Genomic DNA, 18795 nt, shown 5'->3' with positions numbered 1-18795 from the left:
TTCAGCACTCCACAATATCAACTTTCGATTTTTCAAAAATATTTCTAGGTAATTTAAAATAATTTATAAAATCTGTTTTATAAATTTTACTAGGAACATGATATTTATTCCTCTTCAAGATTTCCTTATTAATTAAATAAAATAAATTTTCATCTTCTAATTTAGTTAAATAATCAAAAAGTTCCTTATAGAAGTTAATTCTATATTCACATTTTATTTTGTGACTTTGAAGATAAGTAAATAGCTCTAACCAAAAAATATAGTTAGCTTGATTCTTAAACCAATCTTCATTACTTTTAGCTTCAATAGATAAAAGATACGTATGTTGTGTAAGACTCAAATAGTCTTTCTTAACGCGAGTAATCATTGACTTTTTCAGTCGATCTTTTGCATTTTTTTGATCACCTACCTCAACATTAGTAAGCTTTATTGTCTGGTCGATTATGTCGGAGAATTTTCTTAGCGAACTTTCAGTTAATTTGGCTTGTTGCCGGTCCGATAGCTTAAAACTCTTCTTTGGTTTAGCTTGTTTTTTGGACATTATTAGCTCCAAATTCATCATTCTAAAAATTTCATAAAGGCTTTTTTTGAGCATGAGAAATCTTAGGACCTAAATCTCAATCAAATTTAAGCTAATGATATTTTTAAAAAATCGATTATAAATTTTTTCTGGATGAGCTAGCTTTTCTTGTTATTGCGTGTCTTTTTTATATCAAATGCAATAAGCCTTAATAACAAGAAAAACTGTCTCGATTTTTCTAGGCTTCTTCTTTGACACAAGCAAATTTGTAGACTTCCGCCTTACTCCAACGAAGACTACGTCCATGCCTAATAGGATTAATAGGCCCATTTTCGTACAATGCCCATTTACGCAGTGTTTGTTCTGCATACCCTAATAAACGAGCAGCTTCACTAGTAGATAGCAATAATCTATCTTCGGTAATTTGTTTAACTTTATGTTTCATGTTGATTAAGGTATCTGAATTAATATATTTATATAAAACTAAACTTTTTAAGTAATTCATATACATCTGAAACTTTTTTATGATTTCATAATACTAAAGAAGATTTAAAAAAACCCAGAATAAAAACCATGGCATTGATTTATATGAGATATTTTTGATGAAAATATGGAACCACAAAAGTAAAATGAGTACCTTCCAAGGGACTGTCAATCTCATTATCTTCAACAGCACTCAGTTCGGAAGAATCGGTCTAACAAACCAAAATTCTTTATATACTTTCTATTACTTAATTAAAAAATATAAAAATTATAATTTTACTGTTCAAATAGAACCTCATTAAAAACCATTAAACATAATAATTAGACCTCTTGCGAAAGTATTATTTTGACTATTTTAGACTTTGATATTTATTTAAAAATCAAAGCTTACCACTGATTAAATTTTGACTAACGCAAGATATCTATTATATTTATTATTTTTTTGAAATATATTATTTAACTATACTCCTTAAACATCATTATTTAAAATCACAATATACTAAAGAATAAGATTACAATTAAAAATTTATCATACAGTTGACCTACTTCATTACAATAACACAATAACAGGTTAAGTTAATATATCAATTGGGTTTAATTTTTATATTTTATCAGCAGTGTAAAATATCCCTATAGCAGTATTAAAAGTAACCCAATAGTTAATATAACGTCATTTTAAAATACTCAAAAATTTTATTTTTAGTGCAAGAAGTAACAGTCCACACACCGTATAAACAAGGTTTATTATTTTAATTTAATAAATCAAAAACTTGTAGTATCTAAAAATACAATGCGTAAATATTTACAGCTCAAGTTCACACTACAGTATCGGCTTATAACCTAGAATATGTATTCTTGACTTATATAAACTTTATTTGCTCGAACGCATAAATGCTGTTTATCCTGAATGGATTCCTGCCGTTGTGTTCTACCAAGAAGTTTTAGAGTTTGAATATCTAGAAACGGTCAGAATCTTAAGGGAATATCTTGCAACAATATAATCAGTCACCAAACTTGAACTCTAACAGCTCAACTGTGTTAAAAAAAATATGGTTTTTGCCCCCGCTATGTAAGCCCTACTATGTACAGACCAAAGGCAAAGTTGAACGCTTTAATGAATACCTCAAATCAAGACTATATTAATGGCTCAACTAACACCATCTGACGCTGCTATCGGATTCCCTAACCGCTCTGAGGATCAACTACAGCCTAAAAAACTGGCAAGCACTCTGGCCGCTATCTGGTTGATGGTAACTTACCAATCAACATAAGAAGCATTGCTTCATAAGGGATCTAAAATCAGATGTGTTCCAGGGCCTTGGGACGTAATAACTAGTTATTTGCTGGCTCGATGAGCAGTTGTCAGCGAGCAGCTAATATCATACACCTGATTCAGTCAGCAAAGCTGAATGGACTGGATCCGCATGCCCAATTAAGTGATGTGCCGAAAAGGTTGCCGATACATAAAGTGACCCAGATTGAAGAATTACTTCCACACCGATGGAAACCCAACTCAAATTAAAAAATAGCTATGGGGTTTAGCGAATGCTTACAGAATAATGTTGATTTAAGCTGCTTACCATTTGCTTACCAGAATCTAAAAACAAAAAAACCACTTACGATTAGTACACGTAAGTGGTTGTTTTATATGGTGGGCCCAGACAGACTTGAACTGTCGACCAACGGATTATGAGTCCGCTGCTCTAACCGACTGAGCTATAGGCCCTATAATTGAATTTGTTATATTTCAACAAGTTCAAGCGCAAAGAATACTAGCGAAGATTTTTTAAAAACACAAGCCATTTTCAGAAATTGCTGTATAGATAGTCAGCAGACGAATTTGATTATTATTGAAATATAAAAACTACACCTTCACTTTCCGAAACATTGCCCGATGCAACTTTAAACGCTTCTCTTTACGCACTTCTAAAAACAACTCAAACATTGACCATACCAAGACCAATAACAACACAGTCAATGCCACAAGAAAAGTCGTCAAATAAGCCACTTTAGTATCCTTCCATGATGCGTGGAATAGTGAAATGATGAATAGAATCATAGCTAATTACGACCAAAGTCTAATGATTTACAAATCATTTGAATAGTGCATTTTTGCTCAATTTAAGACTTAATTTCTCTCAATTCATATATTTTTAATATTAAAAACAAAGTATTTAGAGTTAAAACCAATAAAAGATATAACGCTATATCAACTGCATCACTTGAGATTGCTATATTTCAAACAATTTTCTGTTGACTCTTATATAAAACAAGCAGAAATTATGCATTTCCAGATTCATCAGCTGTTACATCTATGTTGAAAAAATTTATAGGCGAATCCGCATTCAAACTTGCAGGATGGCAATATCAGGTAGAACCCAACGTCCTCGAAAACAAACAAGTGATCGTCGGTTTTGAACACACCTCAATGATGGATGCAATCCTCTCGCTTGCTCTGTTCCAAATTTATGATATTAAAATCCATACTTTAATCAAAAAAGAGCTTTTTAAAGGGCCACTTAAACCTATTTTAGAAAAAGTCGGCGGTATTCCAGTAGACCGTAAATCTAACAAAGATATTGTGTCGCAAATGGTCGAACTTTTTGATCAAAATGAACATTTCAATTTGGTCATCGCACCCGAAGCAACTCGCGCAAAAACAGGTGAAGCCCGCAAGCCAATTCGTACAGGTTTTTGGCATATTGCCAAAGCAGCCAATGTGCCTATCGTTTTAATGTATGCCAACTCACAAACCAAACAAGGTGGGATTTTTGGCAAAATCTATCCGACAGATTTAGATCACGATATGGCACTTATCCAACAATTATATAAAGAACAAGTGGGCTTAGATATTGTCATTCCTGAGCCAAAAACAACTCAAAGCAACACTTAAAAAACCTAAAACTCTGCCCTTTATCTAAAAAAAGGGCTTATGTTAGAATGGGCGCAATTTTGATAGGCATACTGCCAATCTGTAAGGAGCATAGTTCGCATGGCGGGTCATTCCAAGTGGGCCAACATTAAGCATCGTAAAGCCAAACAAGATGCTAGTCGTGGTAAGTTGTTTACCAAATTTATTCGTGAATTAACAACTGCTGCAAAGCTCGGCGGTCCAGATGCGGCAAGTAACCCTCGTTTACGTGCTGTTGTGGAAAAAGCACTTTCAGTTAACATGACACGTGACGTCATTAACCGTGCCATCCAGCGTGGTGCAGGCGGTGAAGATAACGACGATCTTAAAGAAGTAACCTATGAAGGTTATGGTGTAGGTGGTGTTGCGGTTATTGTAGAAACCATGACAGACAACTTAAACCGCACCGTGCCAGATGTACGTCACTGTTTCTCTAAAACTGACGGTAACTTAGGCACCAATGGTTCTGTAGCATTCCTATTCACCAAACGTGGTGAAATTTCATTTGAAGATTCATCTTTAGAAGATCAAGTGATGGAAGTGGCTTTAGAAGCTGGCGCAGAAGATATTGAAGTGTCTGAAGATGGCATTTTGGTTATTACTACGCCAGAAGCTTTTGGTATAGTTCAAGATGCGCTAACAGCAGCAGGTTTGAAATCTGACAATGCTGAAGTGGTTATGAGTCCATCGACCAAAGCAGAAATTACAGACATCGATCAAGCGAAAAAAATTATGAAAATGATTGATATGCTTGAAGATTTAGATGATGTTCAAAACGTATATACCAACGTTGAATTCTCTGATGAAGTTTTAGCACAATTAGACGCATAATCGGTCTAACTGCAATTCCTAAAAACGCACGTTCTCGTGCGTTTTTTTATAGATCCAGTCAAAATAATTCTAAGATTCTAATAAATTAAACTTTATTTAATAAACCATGACAGTTTAAAACATCATATTCTTTAATCACAAAGCTAGAATGCAAACCTGCCACATGCTCAATTTTACCAATCCGTTTTAATAAAATTTCGCTGTAATTTTCCATATCTCGTGCCACAACCTCTACAATAAAATCTGCAGTCTGTCCTGTCACCAAAAATGCACGTATCACTTCAGGAATGCTTTCCAATTCATCCAAAAATTTGGCAAAAATATCGGTATCGTGTTTGCTCAAAGACACCTGCAACAACACATGCAAACTAAAGCCCAGTTTTTGATAATTAATTTCACGCTTTAAACCTGAAATAATTTTATGATCGATCAGACTTTTAATACGGCGATGCACCGAACTTACCGACAGATTAACCCGCTCGGAAAGTTCATTCAAATTGACATCTTCATTGCTTAAAATTTCTAAAATATGCTTATCGTAGCGATCTAATTCCATTTTCAAGCACTCAATCTAATCTGATAAAATTTAAACTCATGCTGCCATTATACTTAAATTATTTTGCAGACTAAGCATCTTTATCGAAAATTATTTTCCATTATTAAAGCAAAATGTTTATGATTCAACAGATCACCGCTTATCGTTTTGAACAACTTAACAGACAAACGGAACAGCTTTCTAATTTATTGATTTTCAAATTTTTAAATTTAAAAAACTCAACAAAACAACGAATCTACTCATACATTTTCACAATCCCGACCGTCTATTTTTTACAAGTGTATAGAAATGTATTAAAACAGATGCGCTCGACAATAAGCACAATGCAGCACAACAAAACCAATAAAAATACAAGGAGTCGTCATGGCTTTTAAATCTCTAAGCTTGCTGAAAATAAAATTAGCTCTGTATTTACCGTTGAAACTCAGACCAGCTCTTTATTCGATGGACTCTTAAGTGGTGGCTCTTTAAGCAATACCTTTTCTGGTTTGCTTGGCAGCCTGACTAGTTCGACCTCGACCACACCTACCCTAGATTCTTTATTAAAAAGTTTACTCTCTGGCAGCAGCTTAGATAGTTCTAGCCTAACCAATCTAATCAGCCAATTTTCAAGCTCGAATACCAACTTAGATATCACCAGTTTAATTAGCAAACTGACACAATCCAATGGCGGTAGCTTCGATATTGCTTCCATCACCAATTTACTCAGTGGCATGATTGGCAGCAATGCAGGTGATTTAGATATTACGAAACTCACCCAATTAGTGAGTGGGTTAATCGGTGGTAATACGGGTAATCTTGATATTGCTCAAATTACTCAATTGGTCAGCGGTTTGATTTTGGGTAATAGTGACCTCGATATGGCCGCAATCACACAACTGGTTGGTGGTTTAATTGGCGGCAATACTGGCAGTTTAGGCGGTATGGATTTTGGTGCTATCGCTGAACTGGTGGGTGGTTTAATCCAAGGCAATGGCGATCTTGATATTGCTCAAATTGCTCAACTGGTTAGTGGCTTGATTGGTGGCAACATCGGTGGAGGTTTAGGCGGTCTAGATATCGCAGTGATTGCTGAACTTGTAGGCGGTTTAATCCAAGGCAATGGCGATCTTGATATTGCGCAAATTGCTCAACTGGCAAGCGGCTTGATTGGCAGCAATATCGGTGGCGGTTTAGGCGGTATGGATATCGCGGTCATTGCTGAATTAGTAGGCGGTTTAATGCAAGGCAATGGCGATCTTGATATTGCACAAATTGCGCAACTGGCAAGCGGCTTAATTGGCGGTAACATCGGTGGTGATTTAGGTGGTCTAGATATCGCTGCTCTAGAACCAATTCTTGCGTTGCTTAATCCTGAAGGTCAGCTTGCAAGTGACTTTGATCTAGGTGGTTTATTAAATAATCTGACTGGAGATACAACTGGTGGTTTCAGCTTAGATGGCTTGAGTGATGGTTTTGACAACTTAATTTCTGGTTCAGATTTTAACATCAGCGACTTACTGCAAGGTGCATCCTCCACAACCAGTTCAGAGATCAATATTGATAGCTTAGTTCCTGCTTTAGGCGATGCGCTTGGTGGTTTAACTGGTGGAACATCTGATACACAATTTGATTTAGCTACCCTGCCAAACTTGGTACAGAATTTTGATTTGAATAACTTAAATTCTTTGTTCTAACTCTTAGTTCTAGATTTTATACATCAGTATCCAAAAAAATACGCGCAGATTGCGCGTATTTTATCTGAGGCGATAACATTTAAATACCGCGCCAATCTACACGTGCATTACGCTCAGTTTGATAAATACGAGAAACATATTGCCCTAAAGGTAAATCCAGCAAATATTTTTTATAATCTTTAAATTCTTCAGAAATCACTTCATCATGTTCTTTTTCCCACGGCGTTCCAGAAATTTCCAAAATAGGTGCAAGCATCGAACACACTGAAATATCGGCCAAACCTAAACGCTCACCCACAAAATAACGCCCGTAATTATCAATCAAATGCTGATTTAAAATGACAATTAATTCATCCATCCGCTGTTTGGATTCTGCAACTTTATCTTGATCGAGCTGATAGCCCTTAGACACCAAGGCTTTAATAATTGGCTTGGAATATTTAGAAAATTGACGCAAATAGCCTTTTTCGCCAATTAAAATTTCCAAAGGTTCTTCACTTTCAGATAATGCATGCGCCAACCCCCATCGACGCACATGCTGCCCCAATTCATCAGCCAAAGTATTTATGGCCAACGCATGTTTATATTGTTCGGCATCACTGCGTAACAAGGCATGTTCGGGGTAAATATCATCTAGATATAAAGCAATTTGAGTCGAATCTGCTATCCAGCGGTCTTGATCACGTAAAATAGGTAATTTATTTTGCCCTGTTTTTAATTGGGCAAAAGCGCGATGCACGCCTGGAATTAAGTTTTGCGCATCATAATCTAACTCTTTATGATCCAATAACCAGCGAGCTTTCTCACAAAAATGAGACAAAGGAAACTGGTATAAGATGCGCATAAAATCTCCATATTTAAAATTTTGATATCCAAAGCAGTATCAATACTGTGCTTGTCATACTTTAGTCATAGCCTCTTATAATTACAATGTACTTTTTATTCAAAATTCAGGCGAAACAGTCAGCAATTCAAAATCAATTCCGAAAAGAAATTCAACGTACAGCATCAAGCACGCTAGATTGGAGAAACATCTGTCCGATGACCTGACTTTATCTGCCCTTTCATGTAAAATCGTGCCTAATTTTTAAATAACACGTTGTGAGTTATTCATGGGTTTTAATTGTGGTATTGTGGGCCTGCCAAACGTTGGTAAATCTACGCTTTTTAATGCTTTAACCAAAGCTGCAATTGCAGCGGAAAACTTCCCGTTCTGTACCATTGAGCCAAATACAGGCATTGTACCTGTGCCAGATTCACGTTTGGACAAATTGGCGGAAATCGTAAATCCGCAACGTGTATTACCCACCACGATGGAATTTGTGGATATTGCAGGTTTGGTTGCAGGTGCATCTAAAGGTGAAGGTTTAGGTAACCAATTCCTTGCCAACATTCGTGAAACTGATGCGATTGCGCATGTAGTTCGTTGCTTTGAAGATGAAAACGTCATTCACGTAAATGGTAAAATTGACCCATTAGATGACATTGCAACCATCAATACCGAACTTGCGTTGGCCGATTTAGAAACGGTGAGCAAAGCCATTACACGCTTAGCAAAATCTGCCAAAGGTGGCGATAAAGAAGCCGTAGCGACCAAAGCCGTTTTAGAAAAAATCCAACCTTTACTGGATGATGGCAAGCCTGCACGTGCAGCCAATTTAGATGACGATGAACGCAAATTGGTTCGTGGTTTTGGTTTATTAACCTTAAAACCAACCATGTATATTGCGAACGTGGCAGAAGATGGCTTTGAAAACAACCCGCACTTAGATGCAGTCAAAAAACTTGCTGCAGAAGAAAATGCGATTGTGGTGCCTTTATGCAACCAAATTGAAGCCGAAATTTCATTACTTGAAGATGAAGACCGTGCAGAATTCCTAGAAGCTCTTGGTATGGAAGAACCAGGGCTGAACGTAGTGATTCGTGCAGGTTATGCGCTGTTAGGTCTGCAAACTTACTTTACTGCAGGCGTACAAGAAGTCCGCGCGTGGACAGTGAAAGTAGGTGCAACTGCACCACAAGCAGCAGGCGTAATTCACACTGACTTTGAAAAAGGCTTTATCCGCGCAGAATGTATTGCTTATGAGGATTTCGTACAATACAACGGCGAAGCAGGTGCAAAAGAAGCAGGTAAATGGCGCTTGGAAGGTAAAACTTATATCGTACAAGACGGTGATGTTTTACACTTCCGTTTTAATGTTTAATTGTTTTTATGTTTAGTTTTAGAACAATGCTTACAGCCGAGCATTGATTCAATAAAAAAACCTCGATGCTTACATCGAGGTTTTTTTATGGGCGATTCCGCATCACATTAATGCAGAACAACCTCAATTAAGACTGCACCACATTGCCCTTTTGTTTCGGGTCAGTATTGCCCAATTCAGGATGCGCCAAAGCATCAGCACATTGTTTTTTATCCCGTTCATAATCAGCTTGTTTTTGTGCAAGACTGCTTGAACTGTCAATCGTCGCACGTGCCCAAATTTCCAAACTGGTCAAAGCCTTACGACACAGCGCATATTTCCCTTCCGTTACAGAGTCGGTCATTTTGACATTAATACGCCAGTCGGTACTTAATTTACGGGCAGGTTTGCGGACTTTATCTTCAATTAAGTTACGCTGTTTACGATACACGTACGGCTCAACTTCATTCATTAATTCCCACGCGGCTTGCGCATACACAGTCGCATCATTGGTGAGTTTTGGCGCAGGCTTAATTTCTACTGTTTTTTGCGGGTTGTTGTCATTGCTACACGCTTGCAATAACAGGCTACTGCATAACATTGAAGCAAGCAGGATTACAGGTGTTTTCAATTTCAACATATCGGTTCGCCCATACAAACAATTCGGCATCATGCTAATGAATTCAAGTATAATACACAATCTTCATTTGACCCATCGTTCAACTTTCTCCCACAAGGTGTGTCGTGTCCGTACACAATATTCAAACTGCGCCCGCAGCAAGTTTTTGGCAAGGTGCAAAAGATAGTCAGGCGATTATTTTCACCTATCTGCCTGTTTCTTTTGCTTTTGGTGTTTCTGCAACTCAATTCGGCTTTAGCGCATGGGAAGCCTTATTTTTATCTTGCTCGATGTATGCAGGGGCGAGTCAATTTTTAGTCGTTGCCTTATTGGGCAGTGGAACTTCAATCTGGATGACCGCATTAACGGTAATCGCCTTGGATATTCGACATTTACTTTACGGCCCAGCCTTACAAAACCTGATTCAAGATCGTTTAAACCTCAAAAAAACTGCAATTTGGTCATGGGGTCTGACCGATGAAGTTTTTGCCTCAGGCATGATTAAACTGTCACAGCGCCGTCAGGAATGGTCTGAATCATGGATGCTTGGACTGAGTTTATTTAGTTGGTTGTCTTGGGCATTAGGCTCTTTGTTAGGCGGATTATTTGCCGATCAAGTCACTAAAATGCCACAGTTTTTGCAAGCGGCGCTCGACTTTTTATTGCCCGCTTTATTTCTTAGCTTCTTATTGGCAGCATTTGAAAAGAAACACACCTTTGTCGTGGGAATCACCATTCTAGTATCTGCCGTAGCTTGTTATTTTATTGACTTATCTGCTGCAATTTTTATTGGGATTTCTTCAGGTATTTTGGCGGGATTATTTAAACACTATGTTTTAAAACAACCCGACCCTGAACATACAGGAGCAAAATCATGAGTTTAGAAATTATTTTGGTCGGTATTATGGTCGGTATCGCAAACTTCGCCTCACGTTTTGGGCCATTTTTTGTGATTCAAAAGTTTCAACAAGGCTCACAGCAACGTGGTGCTTTATGGCTTAAAATCGCTTTGGGCAGCATTGGTATAGCCGCAATTAGCTCTATGCTCGTGGTTGCAACCTTGCCACCTTTGCTTGAAACACCCAATAAAAGTTTTGCGATGTTGATTGGCTTTTTAGTGCTGACAGGTTTGTATTTTAAGTTTAAGAAAATCGTACCTGCAACGCTTACCGCAGCCATCACCTATGGTTTAATTTATACTTATGTGCCATTTTCGTTCTAATGTTGCTGAAATTTAGAGGTTGAATCGTCCAAATGATCTATTTCAGGATTCAGCCTTAACTGCTTTAAAGCACTGAATGCAATATAAGTAGATGACAAAATCATGATTTTGTTGCAAACAGGGCTTAACTCATGGAACAGTTCTGCTATGCTAAAAGCCCACTTTAGCAAGGACGATTCACATGAGCGTGACCATTGGTACTCCCCTTCAATCTTCTGCTTTTAAAGTTTTGCTATTGGGTTCAGGGGAACTCGGTAAAGAGGTGGTAATTTCACTGCAACGCTTAGGCGTAGAAGTACATGCCGCCGATCGCTACGACCATGCGCCAGCCATGCAAGTCGCACATTATGCTTATACTTTAAACATGGCAGATGCCACAGAATTAAAACAACTGATTGAAAAAATTCAACCCAATTTAATTGTGCCTGAAATTGAGGCCATTGCGACATCAGTTTTACTTGAAATTGAAGCGCAAAATATTGCAACAGTGATTCCATCTGCCAAAGCGGTAAATTTGACCATGAACCGTGAAGGCATTCGTCGTTTGGCTGCAGAAGAATTAGGTTTGCCGACATCCGCTTATCGCTTTGCCAATTCTCTCGAATCTTTCCGCGCTGCATGTGATGACATTGGTTATCCAAACTTTGTGAAGCCTGTGATGTCATCTTCAGGCAAGGGACAATCGCGTGTCACCTGCTTTGATGAAGTTGATGCAGCTTGGGAATATGCCCAGACTGGCGGACGCGTCAATCAAGGCACTGTGATTGTTGAATCACAAATTGACTTCGATTTTGAAATTACCTTATTAACCGTACGTGCTAAAAATCCAGAAACTGGTGCGATTGAAACTTCATATTGCGACCCAATTGGTCACCGTCAAGATGCAGGCGACTATGTAGAAAGCTGGCAACCTCAAGCCATGAGTGATGCTGCCTTGACTGAAGCCAAACGAATTGCACACAAAGTGACTACTGCCTTAGGTGGTTGCGGTATTTTTGGTGTAGAGCTGTTTGTGAAAGGCGATAAAGTCTGGTTCAGTGAAGTCTCTCCACGTCCACACGACACAGGTTTGGTGACATTGGCTTCACAATTCCAAAGTGAATTCGAATTACATGCCCGCGCGATTTTAGGCTTACCTGTCAATACCACACGCCATAGCGTTGCAGCCAGTGCAGTGATTTATGCAGGTGTCGATGCAACAAATCTTTCATTTTCTGGCCTGAATCTTGCATTAGCACATCCCGATACAGATTTACGTTTATTTGGCAAACCTGAAGGTTTTGAACGTCGTCGTATGGGCGTTGCCACTGCGCGAGCAGAAACCACAGAGCAAGCGCGTGAGCTAGCTCAGCAGACTGCGGACACTGTTCGTGTTCATTTAAACGAAAATCAAAATTAAGCTCGTCATTGCATAACGGAATTGTCCATGATCATTACATTACCCTTGCTGAATTATGTAAAAAGCAACCATGACATTCAGGCCATTAACCAATGGCGCACCGATGTCGAAAATCAGCTACAACAATGTTTTGAAAATGGACAATCCATTCGTGAAGTGATTTTGGCGCGTTCTAACCTGATTGATGAAGCGCTCACTTTCTTATGGCAACATGCTGAATTAGACAAAACCGATTTGAGCCTATTTGCAGTGGGCGGCTATGGGCGTAAAGAAATGCTGCCCTATTCCGATGTCGATATTATGGTGTTGTCGGAAGATGCAATCACATCAGAACAAGAACAACTTATTTCGACCTTTATTTCGTCTTTATGGGATGTTGGCAACTTTAAACCTGCCACCAGCGTGCGGACTATTCAAGACTGTGTGATTCAGGCAACCAGTGATTTAACTGTTGCAACTGCCTTGATTGAAGCGCGTTTAATTACAGGAAATCAGCAGCTTGCCAAATGGCCGCGTCGTATTGTTTCGCAAACTTGGACAGATAAAACCTTTTTTGATGCCAAAATGGAGGAGCAAAGCAAGCGTTACGCGCAGCACAATGACACCGAAAGTAATTTAGAACCTGATATTAAAAATGCTCCGGGCGGTATTCGTGACATCAACCAAATTGGCTGGATTGCCAAACGCCATTTTCGCGTCAATCGTATTTACGACTTGGTGCATTTAGGTTTTATTTCAGAATTTGAATTGGGTGTACTTGAAGAAGCCGAAAGCTTTTTATGGGAAATCCGTCATCATCTCCATCGTTTAACCAAACGTGATGAAAACCGTTTATTGTTTGATTATCAACGAGATATTGCAGCAACTTTTGGCTATGTTCGAGAAGAAGGTAAACCGCAAAATTACCCGATTGAACAATTTATGAAGCGTTATTATCGCTCTGCACAGCAAGTTTCCACTTTAAATGAAATGTTGCTGGCCTATTTTAATGAGTCGGTCATTACCCCGCGTTTGCCTAATTATGAACGTAACATTGAAGAAATTAATGAAAATTTCAAACTGGTCGATGGCAAACTTGCCGTGCAGCACCACAAAATTTTCTCAGAAAAACCAAGCGCAATTTTAGAAATTTTCTATTTATTGGCCAATCGTCCTGAAATTGAAGGAATTCGCGCACGAACACTGCGCCTGCTGACACTTGCAGCCAAGCGTATTGACCAAAGTTTCCGTGATGATACAACGCATCAAGCGCTGTTTATGGCAATTTTGCGCTCACCGCACCGCTTGTATAATACCTTGGTGACCATGAAACGCTTAGGCGTTTTGGGCAATTACATCCCGGCTTTTGGACAAATTACAGGCTTAATGCAATATGACTTATTCCATATTTATACAGTCGATGCCCACACTCTACTATTGCTGCGCAATTTAAGCCGCTTCAAAGAACCTGAATTTGTGAAAGATTTTCCTGTGGTCAGCTCGGTATTTCAACGTTTAGCCCGTCGTGACATTATTTATTTGGCTGCGATTTTCCATGATATTGCTAAAGGTCGTCGTGGTGATCACAGTGAACTTGGTGCGATAGATGCTATCGAGTTTTGCCGTAAACACGGATTTACTGAACGTGAATGTAACCTTGTGGCATGGTTAGTCAAAAATCACTTGTTGATGTCAGTCACAGCACAGAAAAAAGATATTTCTGACCCCGATGTGGTCAAGGAATTTGCCGAAAAAATGGGAGATATGGAGCATTTAGATTATCTCTATACCTTAACGGTTGCTGATATTAATGCGACTAATCCAACACTCTGGAACTCATGGCGTGCATCCTTAATGCGCCAACTTTATACGCAAGCGCGTGATGTCATTCGCTCAGGACTTGGGCGTCCCGTCGATTATCAAATGCTGATTGAAGACACCAAATTTGCGGCAAGCGAGTTACTGGTTAAAGATTTTGAACTCAGTGCTGTTGAAAAAGTCTGGCAAGAACTGGGCGATGAATACTTTATTAAAGAATCTGCCGATGAAATTGCATGGCATACCCGCGCGATTTTGGAGCATGGCGATAATCCTGCACCATTAGTGCTCATGCGCGCGCACCGAAAATCAGCACAAGACGCAGTACAAATCTTTATTTACACGCAAGACCAACCCAACCTATTTGCCACAACTGTCGCTATTTTAGACCGCATGAACCTTGACGTTCAGGATGCACGAATTATTACTGCGACCAAAGCCTTTAGTTTGGATACTTACGTGGTCTTAGACCGTTTTGGCACACTCTTAACAGACCCTGAACGTGAAGAAATGGTGATTGAGGCTTTAGTGAATGCCTTGAGCCAGTCAGATAAATATCCGGGTCTGATGCAACGCCGCATTCCGCGTCAATTACGTCATTTTGACATTGAAAATACAGTAGAAGTGACTTTCAATGCAGCGCTGAATCAAAACATGGTCGAAATTGCCACACTAGATCATCCCGGGTTACTCGCCAAAATTGGCGGCTTGTTTATGATGCAAGGCTTAGATATTCACTCCGCCAAAATTGCCACCCTGGGCGAACGTGCCGAAGATATTTTCTTCGTCACCAAAAAAGATGGCAACCCAATGACAAAGTCTGAAGCAGATACCTTTGCAATCCAGCTCAAAGCTGCTTTAGATGAGGCCTCTAATCAGGTCTGTGGTCAACATTAACTTCAATTTACGGAACATCCATGAACTCAAGTTTGTCCTTATTACATCCTTACCCTTTTGAAAAGCTAAACAAACTATTTCAGGACGTACAACCTGCAAATTTGCCGTTAATTCCACTGTCTATTGGTGAACCTAAACATCCTGCACCTAAATTTGTCAAACAAGCCATTATTGATAATTTTCAGCATTTATCGACTTATCCGAACAGCAAAGGTCTGCCTGAATTACGTCACAGCATTGCCCATTGGCTGACACAACGCTTTCATTTAAAACAAGTTAACCCAGACACTCAAGTTCTCCCCGTTTCAGGTACACGTGAAGCGATTTTTTCCTTTGTACAAGCCTTGATTCGACGTGAAGATGCGCCTTATGTAGTGATGCCCAATCCGTTTTATCAAATTTATGAAGGGGCAACTTTATTGGCAGGTGCTCAACCCTATTTCATCAATTGCACCGAAGACAATAATTACTTGGGTGATTTTGATGCTGTACCTGCAAAAGTCTGGGAAAAAACTGCTTTATTATTTGTCTGTACACCGGGAAATCCAACGGGTGCTGTCCTTTCAAAAGAACAATTTAAAAAGCTGATTGCCCTGTCAGATCAATATAATTTTGTCATTGCATCTGATGAATGTTATTCAGAATTATGGTTTGACCAAGCGCCTACAGGTTTACTGGAAGTCTGTGCCGAACTTGGACGCGATGACTACAAAAACTGCATCGTATTCCATTCTTTGTCTAAACGCTCAAACTTACCCGGCATGCGTTCAGGCTTTGTTGCGGGCGATGCCAACTTATTAAAACCTTATTTGCAATATCGTACCTATCATGGTGCGGCAATGCCTGTACAACATCAATTGGCATCTATTGCAGCTTGGGATGATGAACAGCACGTTGAAGATAATCGTCAACAATATCGCGCCAAGTTTGAATTATTCCAAACGGAACTTGGGCATTTACTGCCATTAAAAAAACCAGATGCAGGTTTTTATTACTGGCTCAAAGTCGACCATGATGAAAATTTTGCCAAAATATTGATGGAAAAAGCCCATATTAAAGTGCTGCCAGGTCGGTATTTATCTCGTGAAACCGCACAAGGTAACCCGGGTGAAAACCATGTTCGCTTAGCTTTGGTTGCAGATTTGGCGCAATGTGAACAAGTAATTCAACGTCTTAAAGCGATTTTATAAGTTAATGATTTCAATTAAATTTAAGGCGATCATCTGATCGCCTTAATTATCTTACTTGCACAAGCGCAAGCCTTTATCGTAAAGCCTTTTCAATTTCCGCCTGCAAATCTTCAGGTTTTGTGGTCGGAGCAAAACGGTTCAACACCTTGCCATCTTTGCCAATTAAAAACTTGGTGAAATTCCATTTAATTCCGTTGCCCAAAATACCTTTACTGTTATTGGTCAGGTAACGGAAAATCGCATGTGCTTCAGGACCTTTCACATCAATTTTGCTAAACATTGGAAAACTGACACCATAGTTTTTTTGGCAGAAGCTCCCAATTTGCTCATTGGAGCCTGGATCTTGCCCACCAAACTGATTGCACGGAAAGCCCAAAACTTCCAGACCTTGGTCTTTATATTGTTGGTATAACTTTTCCAAACCCGCAAATTGAGGCGTAAAACCACACTTGCTGGCTGTATTTACAATCAACAAAACCTTCCCTTCATAATCGCTAAAGGCTTTATTTTGTCCATCTAACAACTCAGCTTCAAACTGATAAATGTTGGTCATGGATAATTTCCCTCATCATTTTTTTCTTGTGTTTTGAGTTCTAAAGAAGCCGAATTGACACAATAGCGCAATCCTGTTGGCTGTGGACCATCATCAAAAACATGCCCTAAATGTGCGTCACAATGATGACAAACAATCTCAGTACGCTGCATGCCGTGCGAACCATCCTGATGTTCTTCAATCACCCCAGGCTGGATTGGACGATAGAAACTTGGCCAACCGCTACCGCTGTCATATTTTGTTTCAGATGAGAATAGCGCTGTACCGCAACAACGACAGGTATAAATCCCCTCTTGTTTAGTATTCCAATATCTCCCCGTAAAAGCAGGCTCCGTGCCTTTTTGACGTGTAATCCGAAATTCCTCTGGTGATAACTCTCTTTGCCATTCTCGGTCTGTTTTATTGAGTTTTCCCATCACTAACTCCTTTAAATCTTTGACATTCAGTGTCATGCTTCAGTACTTCCATTTTTACGCTAGACCTTGCAAAATATCTAGCTAAATTTCAGCATAGATTGTGATATTTCAGTAATCTATAATTTATTTATCTTCTAATCATTGGATGGAACTATGTCCGTACTAGGTAACACGACTCCGCGCGAAATAAAAAAATCATCAAAACTTGAGCATGTATGCTACGACATTCGCGGACCTGTGTTACGAGCGGCCAATGAAATGGAAGAGGCCGGTCATAAAATTATTAAACTGAATATTGGCAACCCTGCCCCATTCGGTTTTGAAGCGCCACAGGAAATTATTAATGATGTCGCATTGAATTTGCCTAATGCGATTGGTTATACCGACTCCAAAGGGATTTTCCCTGCGCGTAAAGCGATTTGTCAGTACTATCAGCAAAAAGGCATTTTCGATATGCATGTCAATGATGTGTATATAGGCAACGGCGTGTCTGAACTGATTGTTATGGCGATGCAAGGCTTGTTGGACGATGGCGATGAAATGCTGGTACCAATGCCTGACTACCCGCTTTGGACTGCGGCAGTGAATTTATCGGGCGGTACTGCTATTCACTACAAATGTGATGAAGAAAACTTTTGGTATCCAGACATTGCCGATATGGAAAGCAAAATCACGCCAAATACGCGCGGTATTGTCATTATTAACCCGAATAACCCAACGGGTGCGGTTTATCCACGTCATGTGTTGGAACAAATTGTAGCATTGGCAAAAAAATATGACTTAATTTTATTTGCCGATGAGATTTACGACAAAATTATTTATGACGGCATTGAGCATGTTGCGGTTGCAGCTTTAGCGGGTGATCAACTCTGTATCTCATTTAATGGCTTGTCTAAATCGTATCGCATTGCGGGCTTCCGTTCAGGCTGGATGGCGATTACAGGCGATAAATCACGCGCTGCAGACTACATTGAAGGTTTAGACATGTTGGCGTCTATGCGCTTGTGTGCCAACCATCAGGCGCAGTACGCGATTCAAACAGCATTGGGTGGTTATCAGTCTATCAATGACTTGATTCGTCCGGGTGGTCGTTTATACGAACAACGTAACATTGCATGGGAAATGCTGAACGACATTCCTGGCGTGTCTTGTGTCAAACCTGAGGGTGCAATGTATTGCTTCCCGAAACTTGATCCAAACGTCTATCCAATTGAAGATGACGAAAAGTTAATGCTCGATTTACTCAAAGCAGAAAAAGTTTTGTTGGTTCAAGGTACAGGTTTTAACTGGCCAACGCCTGATCATTTCCGTGTGGTGTTCTTGCCAGCAGAAAATGAATTACGTGAAGCAATGACACGTTTAGGTCGTTTCTTGGCAAAAATCCGCTAAGACTTCACCGAATCTCTGTTGTAAAATGCCGTGTTAAACACGGCATTTTTTATGGATTTGATTTTTATTTCTATTTTATCTTTACATCTCTTGTTCATCATCAAGTGGTCACATAGCAAAGCGATACTCAGACACTTGGGGATACACTTTTAC

The 18795-nt window shown here is 39.3% G+C and carries 18 protein-coding genes, 1 tRNA gene and 1 pseudogene; 11 read left to right on the top strand and 9 right to left on the bottom strand.

Going from position 1 to position 18795, the window contains the following annotated elements:
- Position 1: 1 nt before the first annotated feature.
- Positions 2 to 541 (bottom strand): hypothetical protein, encoded by a 540-nt coding sequence (locus FTU58_RS02040; protein WP_136144442.1) that lies wholly within the window; start codon positions 539 to 541, stop codon positions 2 to 4.
- A gap of 217 nt (positions 542 to 758) precedes the next feature.
- A complete protein-coding gene (locus tag FTU58_RS02035) occupies positions 759 to 965 on the bottom strand; it encodes a helix-turn-helix domain-containing protein (protein WP_005399592.1) in 207 nt (68 codons plus the stop codon).
- A 1193-nt stretch (positions 966 to 2158) separates the two neighbouring features.
- On the opposite strand from FTU58_RS02035, the pseudogene FTU58_RS02030 reads away from it, so the two are divergent.
- Positions 2159 to 2525 (top strand): annotated as a pseudogene (locus FTU58_RS02030) (transposase domain-containing protein); the annotation flags it as partial.
- 127 nt (positions 2526 to 2652) lie between these two features.
- Here FTU58_RS02030 and FTU58_RS02025 read toward each other — a convergent pair.
- Together FTU58_RS02025 and FTU58_RS02020 are read right to left on the bottom strand one after the other, a co-directional pair.
- A tRNA-Ile gene (locus FTU58_RS02025) sits at positions 2653 to 2729 on the bottom strand.
- 138 nt (positions 2730 to 2867) lie between these two features.
- Positions 2868 to 3011, bottom strand: coding sequence for a hypothetical protein (locus FTU58_RS02020; protein ID WP_154320842.1), 144 nt, complete (start codon positions 3009 to 3011; stop codon positions 2868 to 2870).
- A 306-nt stretch (positions 3012 to 3317) separates the two neighbouring features.
- Here FTU58_RS02020 and FTU58_RS02015 point away from each other — a divergent pair, with 306 nt between their 5' ends.
- Both FTU58_RS02015 and FTU58_RS02010 read left to right on the top strand, forming a co-directional pair.
- Positions 3318 to 3896: a 1-acyl-sn-glycerol-3-phosphate acyltransferase gene (locus FTU58_RS02015; protein ID WP_104851825.1), complete on the top strand. Its 579-nt coding sequence runs from the start codon at positions 3318 to 3320 to the stop codon at positions 3894 to 3896.
- 99 nt (positions 3897 to 3995) lie between these two features.
- Entirely contained in the window at positions 3996 to 4745 is a 750-nt protein-coding gene (locus FTU58_RS02010) for a YebC/PmpR family DNA-binding transcriptional regulator (protein ID WP_070155957.1), read from the top strand.
- An 85-nt stretch (positions 4746 to 4830) separates the two neighbouring features.
- On the opposite strand, the gene FTU58_RS02005 is transcribed toward FTU58_RS02010, so the two are convergent.
- Positions 4831 to 5301, bottom strand: coding sequence for an Lrp/AsnC family transcriptional regulator (locus FTU58_RS02005; protein ID WP_004971430.1), 471 nt, complete (start codon positions 5299 to 5301; stop codon positions 4831 to 4833).
- Positions 5302 to 5789: 488 nt separating this feature from the next.
- On the opposite strand from FTU58_RS02005, the gene FTU58_RS02000 reads away from it, so the two are divergent.
- Positions 5790 to 6977, top strand: a complete 1188-nt coding sequence (locus tag FTU58_RS02000) for a hypothetical protein (protein ID WP_257222316.1) — start codon at positions 5790 to 5792, stop codon at positions 6975 to 6977.
- Between the two features lie 79 nt (positions 6978 to 7056).
- On the opposite strand, the gene FTU58_RS01995 is transcribed toward FTU58_RS02000, so the two are convergent.
- Complete coding sequence (locus FTU58_RS01995) at positions 7057 to 7821, bottom strand: glutathione S-transferase family protein (RefSeq protein WP_096902290.1); 765 nt, start codon at positions 7819 to 7821, stop codon at positions 7057 to 7059.
- Positions 7822 to 8089: 268 nt separating this feature from the next.
- On the opposite strand from FTU58_RS01995, the gene ychF reads away from it, so the two are divergent.
- Entirely contained in the window at positions 8090 to 9181 is a 1092-nt protein-coding gene (gene ychF / locus FTU58_RS01990) for a redox-regulated ATPase YchF (RefSeq protein ID WP_004971435.1), read from the top strand.
- Positions 9182 to 9308: 127 nt separating this feature from the next.
- On the opposite strand, the gene FTU58_RS01985 is transcribed toward ychF, so the two are convergent.
- A complete protein-coding gene (locus FTU58_RS01985) occupies positions 9309 to 9800 on the bottom strand; it encodes a hypothetical protein (RefSeq protein ID WP_026438320.1) in 492 nt (163 codons plus the stop codon).
- A 119-nt stretch (positions 9801 to 9919) separates the two neighbouring features.
- Between FTU58_RS01985 and FTU58_RS01980 the strand changes: the two genes are divergently transcribed.
- The 5 genes from FTU58_RS01980 (at position 9920) to dapC (ending at position 16284) form a co-directional block, all read left to right on the top strand.
- Positions 9920 to 10657, top strand: a complete 738-nt coding sequence (locus tag FTU58_RS01980) for an AzlC family ABC transporter permease (RefSeq protein WP_171062558.1) — start codon at positions 9920 to 9922, stop codon at positions 10655 to 10657.
- Positions 10654 to 11001, top strand: a complete 348-nt coding sequence (ygaH, locus tag FTU58_RS01975) for an L-valine transporter subunit YgaH (RefSeq protein WP_004971441.1) — start codon at positions 10654 to 10656, stop codon at positions 10999 to 11001. The genes FTU58_RS01980 and ygaH overlap by 4 nt, the downstream gene beginning before the upstream one ends.
- Before the next feature lie 181 nt (positions 11002 to 11182).
- Complete coding sequence (gene purT, locus FTU58_RS01970; RefSeq protein WP_179988445.1) at positions 11183 to 12400, top strand: formate-dependent phosphoribosylglycinamide formyltransferase; 1218 nt, start codon at positions 11183 to 11185, stop codon at positions 12398 to 12400.
- 27 nt (positions 12401 to 12427) lie between these two features.
- A complete protein-coding gene (glnD, locus tag FTU58_RS01965) occupies positions 12428 to 15094 on the top strand; it encodes a [protein-PII] uridylyltransferase (protein WP_180061959.1) in 2667 nt (888 codons plus the stop codon).
- Between the two features lie 20 nt (positions 15095 to 15114).
- Complete coding sequence (gene dapC / locus FTU58_RS01960) at positions 15115 to 16284, top strand: succinyldiaminopimelate transaminase (RefSeq protein WP_004971444.1); 1170 nt, start codon at positions 15115 to 15117, stop codon at positions 16282 to 16284.
- 73 nt (positions 16285 to 16357) lie between these two features.
- On the opposite strand, the gene FTU58_RS01955 is transcribed toward dapC, so the two are convergent.
- Both FTU58_RS01955 and msrB read right to left on the bottom strand, forming a co-directional pair.
- Entirely contained in the window at positions 16358 to 16837 is a 480-nt protein-coding gene (locus FTU58_RS01955) for a glutathione peroxidase (protein ID WP_096902294.1), read from the bottom strand.
- On the bottom strand, positions 16834 to 17253 hold the full coding sequence (gene msrB / locus FTU58_RS01950; protein WP_096902313.1) for a peptide-methionine (R)-S-oxide reductase MsrB: 420 nt from the start codon (positions 17251 to 17253) through the stop codon (positions 16834 to 16836). The genes FTU58_RS01955 and msrB overlap by 4 nt, the downstream gene beginning before the upstream one ends.
- A 153-nt stretch (positions 17254 to 17406) precedes the next feature.
- Between msrB and FTU58_RS01945 the strand changes: the two genes are divergently transcribed.
- A complete protein-coding gene (locus tag FTU58_RS01945) occupies positions 17407 to 18642 on the top strand; it encodes a pyridoxal phosphate-dependent aminotransferase (RefSeq protein ID WP_004971448.1) in 1236 nt (411 codons plus the stop codon).
- Positions 18643 to 18795 lie beyond the last annotated feature (153 nt).

This window comes from Acinetobacter sp. YH12120, assembly GCF_013418795.1.
Lineage (GTDB): Bacteria > Pseudomonadota > Gammaproteobacteria > Pseudomonadales > Moraxellaceae > Acinetobacter > Acinetobacter towneri.
Note: the sequence above shows the minus strand (reverse complement) of the source record. Positions and strands in the feature narration are given on the sequence as shown.